Source organism: Streptomyces sp. NPDC003011, assembly GCF_053591515.1.
Window position 1 is genome coordinate 1 of sequence record NZ_JBSFTY010000084.1, and the last position, 15,233, is coordinate 15,233.

The 15,233-nt window shown below is 70.4% G+C and carries 13 protein-coding genes; 10 read left to right on the plus strand and 3 right to left on the minus strand.

Annotation, left to right across the window (positions count from 1 at the left end; translation table 11 throughout):
- The 6 genes from ACWD0J_RS32690 to ACWD0J_RS32715 form a co-directional block, all read left to right on the plus strand.
- Window positions 1-907 (plus strand): MraY family glycosyltransferase (locus ACWD0J_RS32690; protein ID WP_451499477.1); only part of this gene is annotated, 907 nt, incomplete at its 5' end.
- Between the two features lie 93 nt (window positions 908-1,000).
- Window positions 1,001-2,851: a molecular chaperone DnaK gene (dnaK, locus tag ACWD0J_RS32695; RefSeq protein ID WP_451499478.1), complete on the plus strand. Its 1,851-nt coding sequence runs from the start codon at window positions 1,001-1,003 to the stop codon at window positions 2,849-2,851.
- Complete coding sequence (gene grpE, locus ACWD0J_RS32700; RefSeq protein ID WP_451499479.1) at window positions 2,848-3,519, plus strand: nucleotide exchange factor GrpE; 672 nt, start codon at window positions 2,848-2,850, stop codon at window positions 3,517-3,519. The genes dnaK and grpE overlap by 4 nt, the downstream gene beginning before the upstream one ends.
- Window positions 3,520-3,561: 42 nt before the next feature.
- Window positions 3,562-4,752, plus strand: coding sequence for a molecular chaperone DnaJ (dnaJ, locus tag ACWD0J_RS32705; RefSeq protein ID WP_451499480.1), 1,191 nt, complete (start codon window positions 3,562-3,564; stop codon window positions 4,750-4,752).
- A 5-nt stretch (window positions 4,753-4,757) separates the two neighbouring features.
- A complete protein-coding gene (locus ACWD0J_RS32710; RefSeq protein WP_451499506.1) occupies window positions 4,758-5,210 on the plus strand; it encodes a heat shock protein transcriptional repressor HspR in 453 nt (150 codons plus the stop codon).
- A 290-nt stretch (window positions 5,211-5,500) separates the two neighbouring features.
- On the plus strand, window positions 5,501-6,592 hold the full coding sequence (locus ACWD0J_RS32715; RefSeq protein ID WP_451499481.1) for a sugar ABC transporter substrate-binding protein: 1,092 nt from the start codon (window positions 5,501-5,503) through the stop codon (window positions 6,590-6,592).
- A gap of 59 nt (window positions 6,593-6,651) precedes the next feature.
- Here ACWD0J_RS32715 and ACWD0J_RS32720 read toward each other — a convergent pair whose 3' ends face one another.
- Together ACWD0J_RS32720 and ACWD0J_RS32725 are read right to left on the minus strand one after the other, a co-directional pair.
- Window positions 6,652-7,824, minus strand: a complete 1,173-nt coding sequence (locus ACWD0J_RS32720) for an SGNH/GDSL hydrolase family protein (RefSeq protein WP_451499482.1) — start codon at window positions 7,822-7,824, stop codon at window positions 6,652-6,654.
- Window positions 7,821-8,390: a TetR/AcrR family transcriptional regulator gene (locus ACWD0J_RS32725; RefSeq protein ID WP_451499483.1), complete on the minus strand. Its 570-nt coding sequence runs from the start codon at window positions 8,388-8,390 to the stop codon at window positions 7,821-7,823. The genes ACWD0J_RS32720 and ACWD0J_RS32725 overlap by 4 nt, the downstream gene beginning before the upstream one ends.
- Window positions 8,391-8,681: 291 nt before the next feature.
- Here ACWD0J_RS32725 and ACWD0J_RS32730 point away from each other — a divergent pair, with 291 nt between their 5' ends.
- The gene (locus ACWD0J_RS32730; protein WP_451499484.1) at window positions 8,682-9,812 is read left to right on the plus strand and encodes a LuxR C-terminal-related transcriptional regulator; all 1,131 of its coding nucleotides are present in this window, start codon (window positions 8,682-8,684) and stop codon (window positions 9,810-9,812) included.
- A gap of 135 nt (window positions 9,813-9,947) precedes the next feature.
- Here ACWD0J_RS32730 and ACWD0J_RS32735 read toward each other — a convergent pair whose 3' ends face one another.
- Window positions 9,948-10,892 (minus strand): helix-turn-helix transcriptional regulator, encoded by a 945-nt coding sequence (locus tag ACWD0J_RS32735; RefSeq protein ID WP_451499485.1) that lies wholly within the window; start codon window positions 10,890-10,892, stop codon window positions 9,948-9,950.
- Window positions 10,893-11,297: 405 nt separating this feature from the next.
- On the opposite strand from ACWD0J_RS32735, the gene ACWD0J_RS32740 reads away from it, so the two are divergent.
- From ACWD0J_RS32740 to ACWD0J_RS32750, 3 genes are all read left to right on the plus strand, one after another.
- The gene (locus tag ACWD0J_RS32740; RefSeq protein WP_451499507.1) at window positions 11,298-11,594 is read left to right on the plus strand and encodes a (2Fe-2S)-binding protein; all 297 of its coding nucleotides are present in this window, start codon (window positions 11,298-11,300) and stop codon (window positions 11,592-11,594) included.
- Window positions 11,595-11,989: 395 nt separating this feature from the next.
- On the plus strand, window positions 11,990-14,587 hold the full coding sequence (gene clpB / locus ACWD0J_RS32745) for an ATP-dependent chaperone ClpB (protein WP_451499508.1): 2,598 nt from the start codon (window positions 11,990-11,992) through the stop codon (window positions 14,585-14,587).
- A 93-nt stretch (window positions 14,588-14,680) separates the two neighbouring features.
- Window positions 14,681-15,208: a type III secretion system chaperone family protein gene (locus tag ACWD0J_RS32750; RefSeq protein ID WP_286063650.1), complete on the plus strand. Its 528-nt coding sequence runs from the start codon at window positions 14,681-14,683 to the stop codon at window positions 15,206-15,208.
- The last annotated feature ends 25 nt before the right edge of the window (window positions 15,209-15,233 follow it).

A 15,233-nucleotide genomic window follows, 5' to 3' on the forward strand; every position in this document is an offset into this window, starting at 1 on the left:
ACGATCTCCGAAGGCCGGCGGCCCGGCCGTCGTGCTCGCCACCTGCCTGGTCGCCGCGGCCGGCGACCGTAGCGGGCTCACGCCGCTCGGCGGCGGGGTCGGTGCCCTGCTGGCCGGCGGGGCCGCCGTCGCCGTGCTCGGGCTGGTCGCCGACGTGCGGCGGGTCAGGGTCCGGTTCCTCGTGGGCGGTACGGCCGTGGCGGCGGCCTGGGTGGTGCCGTACGCCGAACTCGGCCTCGCGGGAGGGCTGTTGGCCGCCGGGTGGATCGTCTTCGTCGCCGTCGGCTTCCGGGCCCTCGACCACGCCGACGCGCTGGCCGGGACCGTCGGCGTGGTGACCGCCTTCGGGGTGGGCGCCCTGGCGGCGGCCGAGGTGATGGACGCGCTGGCCGCGCTGCTGAGCGTGGTGGCCGCCGCGCTGAGCGGGTTCCTGATGCACAACTGGCCTCCCGCGCGCGTGGGCCTCGGTTCGTGCGGGTCCCTGTTCACGGGGTTCGTGCTCGCCTCGGCGGCCGTGGTCACCCGCACCGGCCACGAACCGGCGGCCGGCGCGGGCGTGCTGTTCGCGCTGACGGCGCTCGCCTGCGCCGATGTGGTGCTCGTGCTGCTCGCCCGGCGGCTGACCGGGCGGCCCCTGCTGCGCGGCGGCCCGGATCATCTCGCGCACCGGCTGCGGCGGCTCGGGTTCACCGCTCAGGGGGCGACGGTGATCCTTGGTGTGGAGGCGTCGTCCGGGGTACTCGTCGCGGTCCTCGTGCATCGGGGGCTGATCGCCGGCTCCGGGGTGTTCTGGGTGGCCGGGAGCGTCGCGGTCGTCGTCCTGGCACTCCTTCGTGTCCGGTCTCACAGTCCCCGTCGATCCGTGAACCCGCAGGTCAGAGCCCGGTTGCGTGTAAGGAACGGATAAGAGTTGAGCCGCCGTGACTCAGGTCTGTTGACCGGGCGGTGGCCGTCATGCACACTTGAGTCCGTTCCACTCAAGTCAGCTGGAGGAATCACAATGGCACGTGCGGTCGGCATCGACCTGGGCACGACTAACTCCGTCGTCAGCGTTCTGGAGGGCGGCGAGCCCACCGTCATCACCAACGCCGAGGGCGCCAGGACCACGCCTTCCGTCGTCGCCTTCGCCAAGAACGGTGAGGTGCTCGTCGGTGAGGTGGCCAAGCGTCAGGCCGTCACCAACGTGGACCGGACGATTCGTTCCGTGAAGCGTCACATGGGCACCGACTGGAAGATCGAGCTCGACGGGAAGCCCTTCAACCCGCAGCAGATCTCGGCGTTCATCCTGCAGAAGCTGAAGCGGGACGCCGAGTCGTACCTGGGCGAGAAGGTCACGGACGCGGTCATCACCGTCCCGGCGTACTTCAACGACTCCGAGCGTCAGGCGACGAAGGAAGCCGGTGAGATCGCCGGCCTCAACGTCCTTCGTATCGTCAACGAGCCGACCGCGGCGGCGCTCGCCTACGGCCTCGACAAGGACGACCAGACGATCCTCGTCTTCGACCTCGGTGGCGGCACCTTCGACGTGTCCCTGCTGGAGATCGGCGACGGCGTCGTCGAGGTGAAGGCCACCAACGGTGACAACCACCTCGGTGGTGACGACTGGGACCAGCGGGTCGTCGACTACCTGGTGCAGCAGTTCAAGTCCGGTCACGGCGTGGACCTGGCCAAGGACAAGATGGCTCTCCAGCGCCTGCGCGAGGCCGCCGAGAAGGCCAAGATCGAGCTGTCCTCGTCCACCGAGACCTCGATCAACCTGCCCTACATCACCGCGTCCGCCGAGGGCCCGCTGCACCTGGACGAGAAGCTCACCCGGGCTCAGTTCCAGCAGCTGACGGCCGACCTGCTGGAGCGCTGCAAGACGCCGTTCCACAACGTCATCAAGGACGCCGGCATCTCCATCAACGAGATCGACCACGTCGTCCTCGTCGGTGGCTCCACCCGGATGCCCGCCGTCGCCGAGCTCGTCAAGGAGCTGACCGGCGGCCAGGACGCCAACAAGGGCGTCAACCCGGACGAGGTCGTCGCCATCGGCGCCGTGCTCCAGGCCGGTGTCCTCAAGGGCGAGGTCAAGGACGTCCTGCTCCTCGACGTGACCCCGCTGTCCCTCGGCATCGAGACCAAGGGCGGCATCATGACCAAGCTGATCGAGCGCAACACGACGATCCCGACGAAGCGTTCGGAGATCTTCACGACGGCCGAGGACAACCAGCCGTCGGTGCAGATCCAGGTCTACCAGGGCGAGCGCGAGATCGCGGCGTACAACAAGAAGCTCGGGATGTTCGAGCTGACCGGTCTGCCGCCGGCCCCGCGCGGTGTCCCGCAGATCGAGGTCGCCTTCGACATCGACGCCAACGGCATCATGCACGTGACCGCGAAGGACCTCGGCACGGGCAAGGAGCAGAAGATGACCGTCACCGGCGGCTCCTCGCTGCCGAAGGACGAGGTCGACCGGATGCGCCAGGAGGCCGAGCAGTACGCGGAGGAGGACCACAAGCGCCGCGAGGCCGCCGAGACCCGCAACCAGGGCGAGCAGCTCGTCTACCAGACGGAGAAGTTCCTCAAGGACAACGAGGACAAGGTTCCCGGCGAGATCAGGACCGAGGTCGAGTCCGCGGTCGAGGAGCTGAAGGCCGCGCTCAAGGGTGAGGACACCGCCGAGATCCGTACCGCCACCGAGAAGGTCGCGGCCGTCTCGCAGAAGCTCGGCCAGGCCATGTACGCCGACGCCCAGTCCGCGCAGGCCGCCGGCGGCGCCTCCGAAGGCGCCCCCGCCGGTGACGCGAAGGCGGACGACGACGTCGTGGACGCCGAGATCGTGGACGACGAGCGCAAGGACGGTGCCGCGTGACGGAGGAGACCCCGGGCTTCGAGGAGAAGCCCGACGTCCCCTCCGGCGCCACCTCCGACGACGCCGAGCCGAAGGCCGCCCCCGCCCCGGGTTCCCCGGGCGAGGGGGCGGCCCCGGCCGGGGACGCTTCAGCGCAGATCGCAGGCCTGACGGCCCAGCTGGACCAGGTACGCACGGCGCTCGACGAGCGCACCGCGGACCTCCAGCGGCTCCAGGCCGAGTTCCAGAACTACCGCCGCCGGGTCGAGCGGGACCGGGTCGCGGTCAAGGAGATCGCCGTGGCGAACCTCCTGACCGAGCTCCTGCCCGTGGTCGACGACATCGGCCGCGCGCGGGAACACGGCGAACTCGTCGGCGGCTTCAAGTCCGTCGCGGAGTCGCTGGAGACCACCGTGGCCAAGATGGGCCTGCAGCAGTTCGGCAAGGAGGGCGAGCCCTTCGACCCGACGATCCACGAGGCCCTGATGCACAGTTACGCGCCGGACGTCACCGAGACGACGTGCGTGGCGATTCTGCAGCCCGGGTACCGGATCGGCGAGCGCACCATCCGCCCCGCGCGGGTGGCCGTGGCCGAACCCCAGCCGGGGGCACAGACGGTCAAGGAGGAGTCCTCGGACTCCGCCGAGGCGGCTGACGACAAGGAGAGCGGTGGCCCGGACGAGGGCTGAGCTTGAACCGAGAGGGCCGAGAAGAAAGGAGGGACGTCGAGGATGAGCACCAAGGACTTCATCGAGAAGGACTACTACAAGGTCCTCGGCGTCCCCAAGGACGCCACCGAGGCCGAGATCAAGAAGGCGTACCGCAAGCTCGCCCGCGAGTTCCACCCGGACGCCAACAAGGGCAACGCCAAGGCCGAGGAGCGCTTCAAGGAGATCTCCGAGGCCAACGACATCCTCGGCGACCCCAAGAAGCGCAAGGAGTACGACGAGGCACGCGCCCTCTTCGGCAACGGCGGCTTCCGCCCGGGGCCGGGCGCGGGTGCCGGCGGCTCCTTCAACTTCGACCTGGGTGACCTCTTCGGAGGCGGCGCCCAGGGCGGCGGGGCGGGCACGGCCGGCGGCTTCGGCGGCGGGCTCGGTGACGTCTTCGGGGGCCTGTTCAACCGGGGCGGCGCGGGCACGGGAACGCGGACGCAGCCCCGGCGCGGCCAGGACATCGAGTCCGAGGTCACCCTCAGCTTCACCGAGGCGATCGAGGGCGCGACGGTCCCGCTGCGGATGTCGAGCCAGCAGCCGTGCAGGGCCTGTTCGGGCACCGGCGACAAGAACGGCAACCCGCGGGTGTGCCCGACCTGTGTCGGCACCGGCCAGGTGGCCCGGGGTTCGGGCGGCGGGTTCTCGCTCACCGACCCGTGCCCGGACTGCAAGGGCCGCGGCCTGATCGCCGAGGACGCCTGCGAGGTCTGCCACGGCAGCGGGCGGGCCAAGTCGTCGCGGACCATGCAGGTCCGGATCCCCGCCGGGGTCGCCGACGGCCAGCGCATCCGGCTGCGCGGCAAGGGGGCGCCCGGTGAACGCGGCGGCCCGGCCGGCGACCTGTACGTCAGCGTGCACGTCGACGCCCACCCGGTCTTCGGCCGCAAGGGCGACAACCTCACGGTGACCGTCCCGGTCACGTTCGCGGAGGCGGCGCTCGGCGGCGAGGTCAGGGTGCCCACCCTGGGCGGCCCGCCGGTGACACTGAAGCTGCCCCCGGGCACGCCCAACGGACGCACCATGCGCGCCCGTGGCAAGGGCGCGGTCCGCCAGGACGGCACCCGGGGCGATCTGCTCGTCACCGTCGAGGTGAGTGTCCCGAAGGACGTGACGGGGAAGGCTCGTGACGCACTCGAGGCGTATCGCGAGGCGACCGCGGGCGAAGACCCGCGGGCGGAGCTGTTCCAGGCCGCGAAGGGAGCATGAGTCAGGTGGACGGTCGTCGACGCAACCCGTATGAACTGACCGAGGAGACCCCGGTCTACGTCATCTCGGTGGCTGCCCAGCTCTCCGGCCTGCACCCGCAGACGCTCAGGCAGTACGACCGTCTGGGCCTGGTCTCTCCCGACCGCACCGCGGGCCGGGGCCGCCGCTACTCGGCCCGCGACATCGAACTGCTGCGCACCGTGCAGCAGTTGTCGCAGGACGAGGGCATCAACCTGGCCGGCATCAAGCGGATCATCGAGCTGGAGAACCAGGTCGCCGCCCTCCAGTCCCGCGTCGCGGATCTGGAATCGGCCCTGGACGGCGCGGCGGCCGCGATGCAGCAGCGCGAGGCCGCCGTGCACGCCTCCTACCGGCGGGACCTGGTCCCGTATCAGGAGGTGCAGCAGACCAGCGCGCTGGTGGTGTGGCGGCCGAAGCGGCAGCAGGCGTCGGACTGACGGCCGGCTGACGCGCAGACGCGTCCGAAGGGGCCCGGAGGTTCGACCTGCGGGCCCCTTCCGCATGCGTTCACAGAAGACAGGGAGGGGTTGTGCGGGCCGTACAGTCCCGTAAGTGACCCCTCAAGGCCCGTGTCTTCACGGAAGACGCACACTTTAACGTTGGTATCTCAATAAGTGGTTGCTGCTTGACGCCCCGGGGGAGGCGGCGTTGGCTGCATTCACCTGGGTCGCATCGCACCCTCGTTCGGAAGGCAAGCGCAGTGAACACCCGTACCCGTCGTAGCGGCATGGCAGTGGCCGCAGGTTCTCTCACGCTTCTCCTGACCGCCTGCGGCGCGCTGGGAGTGACCGGGGACGCCAGCGAGGCCAGCCCAACGAAGGGGAACGACGTCACGGTGGGCTTGTTGCTGCCGGAGAAGGCGAACACCCGCTACGACAAGTTCGACTACCCGATCATCAAGGCCAAGGTCGCCTCGCTCACCGGAGACAAGGGCACGGTCGCGTACGCCAACGCCGACGCGAGCGCGAAGACGCAGGCCGCACAGTTGCAGAAGATGATCGACGATCAGGTCGACGTGATCCTGCTGGACGCGGTCGACGCGCACGCCATCGCGGGCGGGGTGCAGAAGGCGAAGGACGCGGGCATCCCGGTCATCGCCTACGACCGGCTGGCCGAGGGCCCGATCGACGCGTACGTCTCCTTCGACAACGAGCTGGTCGGCGAGGTGCAGGGCCGCTCCCTGGTCGACGCCCTGGGGTCGGGCATCGACACGTCCGACAAGGTCGTGATGATGAACGGCTCGCTCACCGACCCGAACGCCAAGCAGTTCAAGGCGGGCGCGCTCTCCGAGCTGGAGGGCAAGGTGACGATCGCCAAGTCGTACGACACCGTGGAGTGGAAGCCGGAGAACGCCGAGGCCAACATGGAGAAGGCGATCGGGGCGATCGGCGCGGACAACATCGCCGCCGTCCTCTCCGCCAACGACGGCATGGCCGGCGGGATCATCAAGGCGCTGAAGGCCGCGGGCGTCACCGACCTGCCGCCGATCACCGGGCAGGACGCGGAACTCGAAGCCGTGCAGCGGATCCTCACGGGCGAGCAGTACATGAGCGTGTACAAGTCCTACCCGCAGGAGGCCGAGGCCGCCGCCGAGATGGCGGTGGCGAAGGTCCAGGGCAAGGACATCCAGTTCGACGCCCTTGCCTCGGACCGGGTGGACAGCCCCACCGCCAAGGACATCCCCGCGCAGCTGGTCCCCGTGGTCGCCCTGACGAAGAACAACATCAAGAGCACGGTCGTCGACGACGGCATCTACAAGGTGTCCGACATCTGCACCGGCCCGTACGAGAGCGCCTGCGCGGCGGCCAAGCTGAAGTAGCCGACTGAAAGCAGCCGACTGAAGCAGCCGGCGAGCCCGTGCGGGCCGGTCCCTGACGCTCAGGCGCTCCGGTCCGCGAACGGGCCGTCCGTGGCGAACGCCAGCTCCGCGAAGCGTTCGCCGATACGGCGGTGGGTGGCGGCGTCCGGGTGGAGGCCGTCGGGCAGCGGCAGCTCGGCGTGGTCCTGCTCGCCGTAGAGTTCGCGCCCGTCCAGGTGGTACAGGTGCGGGTCGTCGGCCGCGCGCTGGGCGACGATCCGGGCCAGCTCGTCCCGGATGACGCTCAGGGTGAGCTTGCCGCTCGCGCGTTCCGCCGGGTCGCCCATGGCCCGGAACCGCAGCTGTCCGGCGCCGAGCGAGCCGAGGTCGGGGGCGCTGGGGCCGGGCGTGTCCTCGTGGAGGGGGCACAGGAGCGGCGAGACGACCAGCAGCGGGGTGCGGGGGTGCCCTTCGCGGACGGTGTCGAGGAAGCCGTGGACGGCCGGGGTGAAGGCCCGCAGCCGCATCAGGTCGGCGTTGACCAGGTTGATGCCCGTCTTGACGCTGATCAGGTCGGCCGGGGTGTCCCGCAGGGCGCGCGCGGTGAACGGGTCGAGCAGCGCGCTGCCGGCCAGGCCCAGGTTGATCAGCTCCACGCCGCCCAGCAAGGCGGCGAGCGCCGGCCAGGTGGACGTGGGGCCGGCCGCGTCCGAGCCGTGGCTGATGGAGCTGCCGTGGTGCAGCCAGACCCGGCGGCCCGGGTCGGGGGCGGGCTCGACGGGGGCGTCGGTGCGCAGCGCGACGAGCTCCGTCCTCTCGTTGTGCGGCAGCCATATCTCGACGTTCTTGTCGGTGTCCGGCAGGCCGGTGAAGCGGACGGTGCCGGGCGGGCCGGCCCGGTGTTCGGCGGTCCCCGCGGCCATGTCGACGGTGACGGTGTCGCCGCCGGCCACACTGCCCCGTCCCGCCGGGCGGCCGTCCACGAGCAGTTCGTACACGCCGTCCGGGCGGGGCGGGGCGCCCGCGTAGACCCGTTTGGTGGGGTGGGTGTCCAGCTCGACGGCGGTGGCCCGGGTGCGGAAGACCAGCCGTACGCCGGAGGGCTGGGACTCGGCCATGGCCAGCTGGGGGTCGGCGCACTGGGCGCGGGCCCGGGCGGGCAGCCGGTGGGGGAGCAGACCGTGTTCGGTGGGCTCCACGTCGAGGGCGCCGCGCAGGAGGTCCGCGGTGAGGGGTGTGGTGATCCAGGTCATGGTGTGGGCCAGCTCCGTAGCAGGGCGTCGAGGGCGTCCAGGATCCGGGTCCAGCTCTCCTGGCTGTCCGGGGCGCTGTGGCTGAATCCGCCCGCCAGCTCCAGGCTGACGTAGCCGTGGAAGACGCTGCCCAGCAGCCGGACGGCGTGGGTCTGGTCCGGCTCGGTCAGGTCGTAGCCGCGCAGGACGGCACGGGTCATCGCGCTGTGCCGGCCGCCGGCGCTCGCGGCCGCCGCCTCCGGACCGAGTCGGTACTGGGCCGCCGCGTAGCGGCCGGGGTGCTCGCGGGCGTAGTCGCGGTAGACGTCGGCCAGGGCGGTCAGCGCGTCCTTGCCGGCGCGTCCGGCGAGCGCGGCGGCGCCCCGGTCGGCGAGTTCCTCCAGGGCGAGCAGGGCGATCCGGGTCTTCAGGTCGTCCGAGTTGCGGACGTGCGAGTACAGACTCGCGACCTTGACGTCGAACCGCCGCGCCAGCGCGGAGACGGTCACCTGGCCGAACCCGACCTCGTCGGCCAGTTCGGCCCCCGCCCGCGTCAGCCGTCCGGCGGTGAGCCCTGCGCGTGCCATAGCCATCCTCCTGTCTGCCTGAAGCCATACTGCATCTTCCTAATAGTTTTAGGCAAACAGAATTCTGTTTTAGTTTCCGGTCGGCTGTTTCACGCCATCCGGGGAAGGCCCCTCGTTCGGGTAGCCCACCGGGCACCGGCGACCGGGGCCGACGGGTTCCGCAGGACGGGGAAATAACGGGTCGTACGGCTGTTTTCCGGCGGTGGTGGCGCGGGGAGCCGTGTTGCGGAGCCGGTCCGGTCCGCGCATAGTGGCGCTGCAAAAGACGCTGAACCGGGGGTGAACGGGGCGATGGCCGGGCACGGGACGGAGGAGCATCCCCACGGTGCCGACCGACTGTGCGACGCCGGGGACCGCGTGTATTCCCGGGCCGTGCGGCGCGGCCGCGTGCCCCGGCAGGACGCCGAACCGGTGCCCTGCCTGCTGGAACTGGCCCTGCTGCACCCCGATCCGGACGACATGGACTGGCTGGTGCCGACGGCCCCGCAGGAGGTCATGACCCGGCTGCTGCGCGGTCTGTACGACGAGCTCAGCGCGAACCAGCGGCGGGTGGGCTCGGCGGTCGCGGCCTTCGAGTGGTACGCCGGTCTCGGCGGCCCGCGTCCCGCGGTGGTCCCCGCGGAGGGCAGCGCTATCCGTGTCCTGGACGGGCTGTCGCGCATCCAGGCCGCGATGGACGAGGCGACGGAGGCGTGCACGACGGAGGTCCTCACCGTGCAGCCCGGCGGCATCCGCCCCGAACACGAGCTGACCGAGGGCCTGCACCGGGCCCTGGCCCTGCGCGGCCGGGGCGTGCGCATGCGCGACCTGTACACGCACGTGGCCCGGCACGGACAGGGGCTGATCAACTACCTGGAGCTGATGGACGGCGCCGTCCAGGCGCGCACCCTGGACGAGGTGATCGAGCGCCTGATCCTCTTCGACCGCACGGTCGCCTTCATCCCGGCGAACGCGGACCGCACCCTCGCCCTGGAGCTGCGCCACCCGGCCCTCGTCGACTACCTGGTCACGGTCTTCGAACGCCTCTGGCGCCTGGCGATCCCGCTGACCGCGCCCCTCCCCGACACCGGCATCGAGGGCATCTCGCACCGGGAGCAGTCCATCGCGGCGCTCCTCGCCGAGGGCCACCAGGACGCGGTGATCGCGGAACGGCTGGGGATAAGCGTCCGGACCTGCCGGGCCCACATCGCCCGGCTGTCGGAGACGCTCGGCGCGGCCAGCCGCACCCAGCTGGGCGTCCGTATCGCCCAGGTCGGCCTGGACGGACCGCCGCGGCCGGCCGACGGGGCGGACGTGACCGGTGCGGGAGACGGAGGGGGCGCGGGAGACGCGGTGGACGCGGGAGAGGCGGTGGGCGCGGGAGACACGGTGGACGTCCCCCGTCTCAGCCTGCCTGATCAGGGATCCCGGAGCGCCCGATGAGGTGGCCGAGCCGCGCCCTGCTCCGGTGACGGCGTCGGTGTGAGTGTGGGGCCGGACGCCCAGGACCTCTCCGCTGGCCTGGGTCACTCGTCTGCGTGATGCCCTGCCGCGCTCACGGCGCTCCTCCCTCCGCGGTCAGTGATCCTTCTTCAGGATTCCGGACTGCGCGATGAGGTAGCCGAGCTGGGCGCGGCTGCCGCTGCCCAGGGCCGTGGCGAGCTTGGCGATGTGGGCGCGGCACGTGCGGACGTTCATGCCCAGACGGCGGGCGATGGCCTCGTCGACATGGCCTTCCACCAGCAGCTTCGCGATGGAGTGCTGGATCGCCGTGATGCCGTCGGGGGCGGCTTCGTACGGGGCCCCGGTGCTCAGCGGAACCGCGCGGTCCCACAGGTACTCGAAGACCTTGATGAGGTAGCGGACGAGCGCCGGCTGGCGCAGCTCCAGGGCGATCTGCTGGTCGTCGCGGGCGGGGATGAAGGCGACGGTCTCGTCGCAGATGATCAGGCGCTCGACGAGCTCGTCGATGGAGCGGTATTCGGCCTTGCCGTCGGCGAGACGGGCCGCGTAGGCCAGCTTCTCCGGGCTGTAGCGGGCCGTGTGCTGGTAGAGGGTGCGGATCCGCACGCCCCGCTCTATCAGCGGCCGGTCGCGTTCCAGGCCGCGCAAGAGGCTGTCTTCGGACATGCGGTCGCTCGGCTGGACCGTGAGCATCTCCGTCTGGCACTGGGCCGCGGCCAGGTTGAGCGCGGTGTTGATCCGTTCCCCGCCCTCCAGCACCGTGATGGAGTCACTGGTCGCACTGGCCTGCGTGCTGAGTGTCATGAACGGCTCGAACGCGGTGGCGAGTTCGCTTGCCCACCGCCGGCGTTCGGCGATTTCATGCTCAAGGGGGTTGAGTTGCCGGGCCAGGGCGACCGCGGGACTGACGGGCCGCAGCCAGTCCGGGTCGTCGGGATCGGGGTGGAGCAGGGCGAACTCCATCAGGCAGGGGGCGGGCTCCGCCTCCGTCCGGGCGACGCGTCCCGCGCGCAGGGCGGTGGCGTACAGCCGTCCCCCTTCCTCACACAAGGCGCTCATCCCATGGGGATGTGTCGTATTAGTGCGCTTCGTTACCAAATCTCCACCCCCCAGGGTCCTGAACATGCAGGAACATGATGCATCGATTCTGTGGCCATGACGTGCCCGAATGAGCCATCGTCGTACTCGACGGGGGAAAAGGGGACCTTCAAGTGAGGACGAAGCCGACTATGCGTAACAGAATGCTTCGCTCGGTGCTTGTCGCCGCCTTCTCCGCCGTTGTGGCCCTCGGCGCGCTGGGTGGTTTCACCGAGACAGAAGGCACTACTCAGGCCAACAGCAGCTGGCCTTCGGTGGCGGTGAACGCAGAGGGCACCGACAACAGCAGCTGGCCGGTCGCCCCGGCTGACGGAGCCGGGAGCTGACGTGACCACTCCACCGGACGACCGCTCCTTCCGTCGCGAGATGGCAACCGCCTACCGCTCCGGCTGGCACTTCATCGACCTGGCCACCGCGATCCCCCACGCCGGTGACTCGCTGATGGTGACCGTGTTCGGTGAGCCGGTCGTCGTGACGCGGGACGAGGACGAGGACGTACGGGCGTACCGGTGCCTGCGCAAGCCCCGGGGGGCGCCTCAGCCCGTGCGGTGTGCCATCCGGTACGGAATGATCTTTGTGAACCTGGACCAGCGGGACCATCGTCTGGTGGAGCCGGACGCCCCGGTCCTGCGGACCATCTCAGCCACCCCCCGCAGTGCCTGACGCGATTCCCCCGTCGTAACAGATCGCTCAGGTGCTTCCCCCCGCAGCGGCGTCACCGTGACCTGAACACGGTGACGCCGCTGCAGTTTTGGCGAAATCTCCCGGTCTCCGCCGGATCCGGTTGTGGCCGAAAGTAGCCGTTCGTCGAGGATTCCCTACCGACCGCCCATGCGCTTTTCCGGCTGTCTCCCGCTCCCGCCGCCTCCCGGCACCCCTGCCGGCCCGGTCCCTCGTGTTCCCGTCCCCTCCTGTCGCGTCCCGTCCTGCTTGGGTACCCGGGCCCCGGGTCCATCCCTCCCGCCCTCCGCCTTGAGTGGAATAGACTCAAGTTTGTGTACGTTGTCTGAGTCAGCAGTGGGATGACGCTTGGGATGACGCAAGGAGGAGACGCGAACGTGGACGCCGAGCTGACCAACCGGAGCCGGGACGCGATCAACGCGGCCGGCAACCGGGCCGTTTCCGAGGGCCACCCGGACCTCACCCCCGCCCACCTGCTCCTCGCGCTGCTCCAGGGGCAGGAGAACGAGAACATCACCGACCTGCTCGCCGCGGTCGACGCCGACCAGGCGGCCGTACGCTCCGGCGTCGAACGCGTGCTGGCCGGCCTGCCCAGCGTGACCGGGTCCACCGTCGCGCCCCCGCAGCCCAACCGCGAGCTGCTCGCGGTGATCGCGGACGCGCAGGAACGTGCCAAGGAGCTCGGGGACGAGTACCTCTCCACCGAGCACCTGCTCATCGGCATCGCCGCGAAGGGCGGCCCGGCCGGCGACGTACTCTCCGGGCAGGGGGCCACGGCGAAGAAGCTGCTGGAGGCCTTCCAGAACGCGAGGGGAGGACGCCGGGTGACCACAGCCGACCCAGAGGGTCAGTACAAGGCGCTGGAGAAGTTCGGGACCGACTTCACCGCCGCCGCGCGGGAGGGCAAGCTCGATCCCGTCATCGGGCGGGACCAGGAGATCCGCCGGGTCGTCCAGGTGCTGTCCCGCCGGACGAAGAACAACCCCGTGCTCATCGGTGAGCCCGGCGTCGGCAAGACCGCCGTCGTCGAGGGGCTCGCCCAGCGGATCGTGAAGGGCGATGTGCCCGAGTCGCTCAAGAACAAGCGGCTGGTCGCGCTCGACCTGGGCGCGATGGTCGCCGGGGCGAAGTACCGCGGCGAGTTCGAGGAGCGGCTGAAGTCCGTCCTCGCGGAGATCAAGGGCTCCGACGGGCAGATCATCACCTTCATCGACGAGCTGCACACCGTCGTGGGCGCCGGCGCCGGCGGCGACTCCGCCATGGACGCCGGGAACATGCTCAAGCCCATGCTGGCCCGCGGTGAGCTGCGCATGGTCGGCGCGACGACCCTGGACGAGTACCGGGAGCGGATCGAGAAGGACCCCGCCCTGGAGCGGCGCTTCCAGCAGGTGCTGGTCGCCGAGCCGACCGTCGAGGACACCATCGCGATCCTGCGCGGGCTCAAGGGCCGTTACGAGGCCCACCACAAGGTCGTGATCGCGGACAGCGCGCTGGTCGCCGCGGCCACCCTCTCCGACCGGTACATCACCTCCCGCTTCCTGCCCGACAAGGCCATCGACCTGGTCGACGAGGCGGCCTCCCGCCTCCGGATGGAGATCGACTCCTCGCCCGTCGAGATCGACGAACTCCAGCGCGGCGTCGACCGGCTGAAGATGGAGGAGCTGGCGCTGGTGAAGGAGACCGACCCGGCCTCCCGCGAGCGTCTGGAGCGGCTGCGCCGCGACCTCGCCGACAAGGAGGAGGAGCTGCGGGGCCTGACCGCCCGCTGGGAGAAGGAGAAGCAGTCCCTCAACCGGGTCGGTGAACTGAAGGAGAAGCTCGACGAGTTGCGCGGCCAGGCCGAACGGGCCCAGCGCGACGGCGACTTCGACACCGCCTCCAAGCTGCTGTACGGCGAGATCCCCGCCCTGGAACGGGACCTGGAGGCCGCCTCGCAGGCCGAGGAGCAGGCCGCCAAGGACACCATGGTCAAGGAGGAGGTCGGCGCCGACGACATCGCCGACACCGTCGCCGCCTGGACCGGCATCCCCGCGGGCCGCCTCCTGGAGGGCGAGACGCAGAAACTCCTGCGCATGGAGGACGAGCTGGGCCGTCGCCTCATCGGCCAGAAGGAGGCCGTGCGGGCGGTGTCCGACGCGGTGCGGCGCACCCGCGCCGGCATCGCGGACCCCGACCGGCCCACCGGTTCCTTCCTCTTCCTCGGCCCGACGGGTGTCGGCAAGACCGAACTGGCCAAGGCGCTCGCCGACTTCCTCTTCGACGACGAGCGGGCCATGGTCCGCATCGACATGTCGGAGTACGGCGAGAAGCACACCGTCTCCCGCCTGGTCGGCGCCCCGCCCGGCTACGTCGGCTACGAGGAGGGCGGCCAGCTCACGGAGGCGGTGCGCCGCCGCCCGTACAGCGTGGTGCTGCTCGACGAGGTGGAGAAGGCGCACCCGGAGGTCTTCGACATCCTGCTCCAGGTGCTGGACGACGGCCGGCTGACCGACGGCCAGGGCCGCACGGTCGACTTCCGCAACACCATCCTGGTGCTGACGTCCAACCTGGGCAGCCAGTTCCTGGTGGACCCGATCAGCAGTGAGGCGGAGAAGAAGGAACAGGTGCTGGAGGTGGTCCGTGCCTCCTTCAAGCCGGAGTTCCTGAACCGGCTCGACGACCTGGTCGTCTTCTCGGCCCTGACCAAGGACGACCTGGGCCGCATCGCGCGCCTGCAGATCGGCCGCCTCGCCGAGCGCCTCGCCGAGCGCCGCCTCACCCTGGAGGTCTCCGACGAGGCCCTGGAGTGGCTCGCCGTCGAGGGACTCGATCCGGCCTACGGGGCCCGCCCCCTGCGCCGGCTCGTCCAGACCGCCATCGGCGACCGCCTCGCCAAGGAGATCCTCTCCGGCGAGGTCAAGGACGGCGACACGGTCCGGGTGGACTCGTTCGGGGACGGGCTGATCGTGGGGCCCGCCACGGGGAAGACGCTGTAAGGGGCCTGTTCTGGGCCTCTCGGACCGTCGGGCTTGCCACCCCCCTCCCCGCATGGGGGAGGATGGCGGGATCCGTACGAAGGGAAAATCACGGTGACCATCGACCCGTCCTCGATTCCGAACTTCGGGGGCCAGCCCGAGCCGCAGCCGCAAGGACCGGCGGGCCCCGTCGTCCCGGATCAGGACCTTGTGAAGCAGCTCCTCGACCAGATGGAGCTCAAGTACGTCGTCGACGACGAGGGTGACCTCGCGGCGCCGTGGGAGCAGTTCCGTACGTACTTCATGTTCCGCGGTGAAGGGGACCAGCAGGTCTTCTCCGTGCGGACGTTCTACGACCGGCCGCACCCGATCGACGAGAAGCCGCAGCTGCTGGAGTCCATCGACGACTGGAACCGGCGCACCCTGTGGCCCAAGGTCTACAGCCACACCCATGACGACGGCACCGTCCGTCTCATCGGCGAGGCGCAGATGCTCATCGGCACCGGGGTGAGCCTGGAGCACTTCGTCTCCTCCACGGTCAGCTGGGTGCGGGCCGCGATCGAGTTCGACAAGTGGCTCGTGGAGCAGCTCGGCCTGGAGCAGGAGGTCAACGAAGCCGAGAAGCCCGAGGACGACGAGTAGCCCCCTGGGCCGCGCAGTACCACGG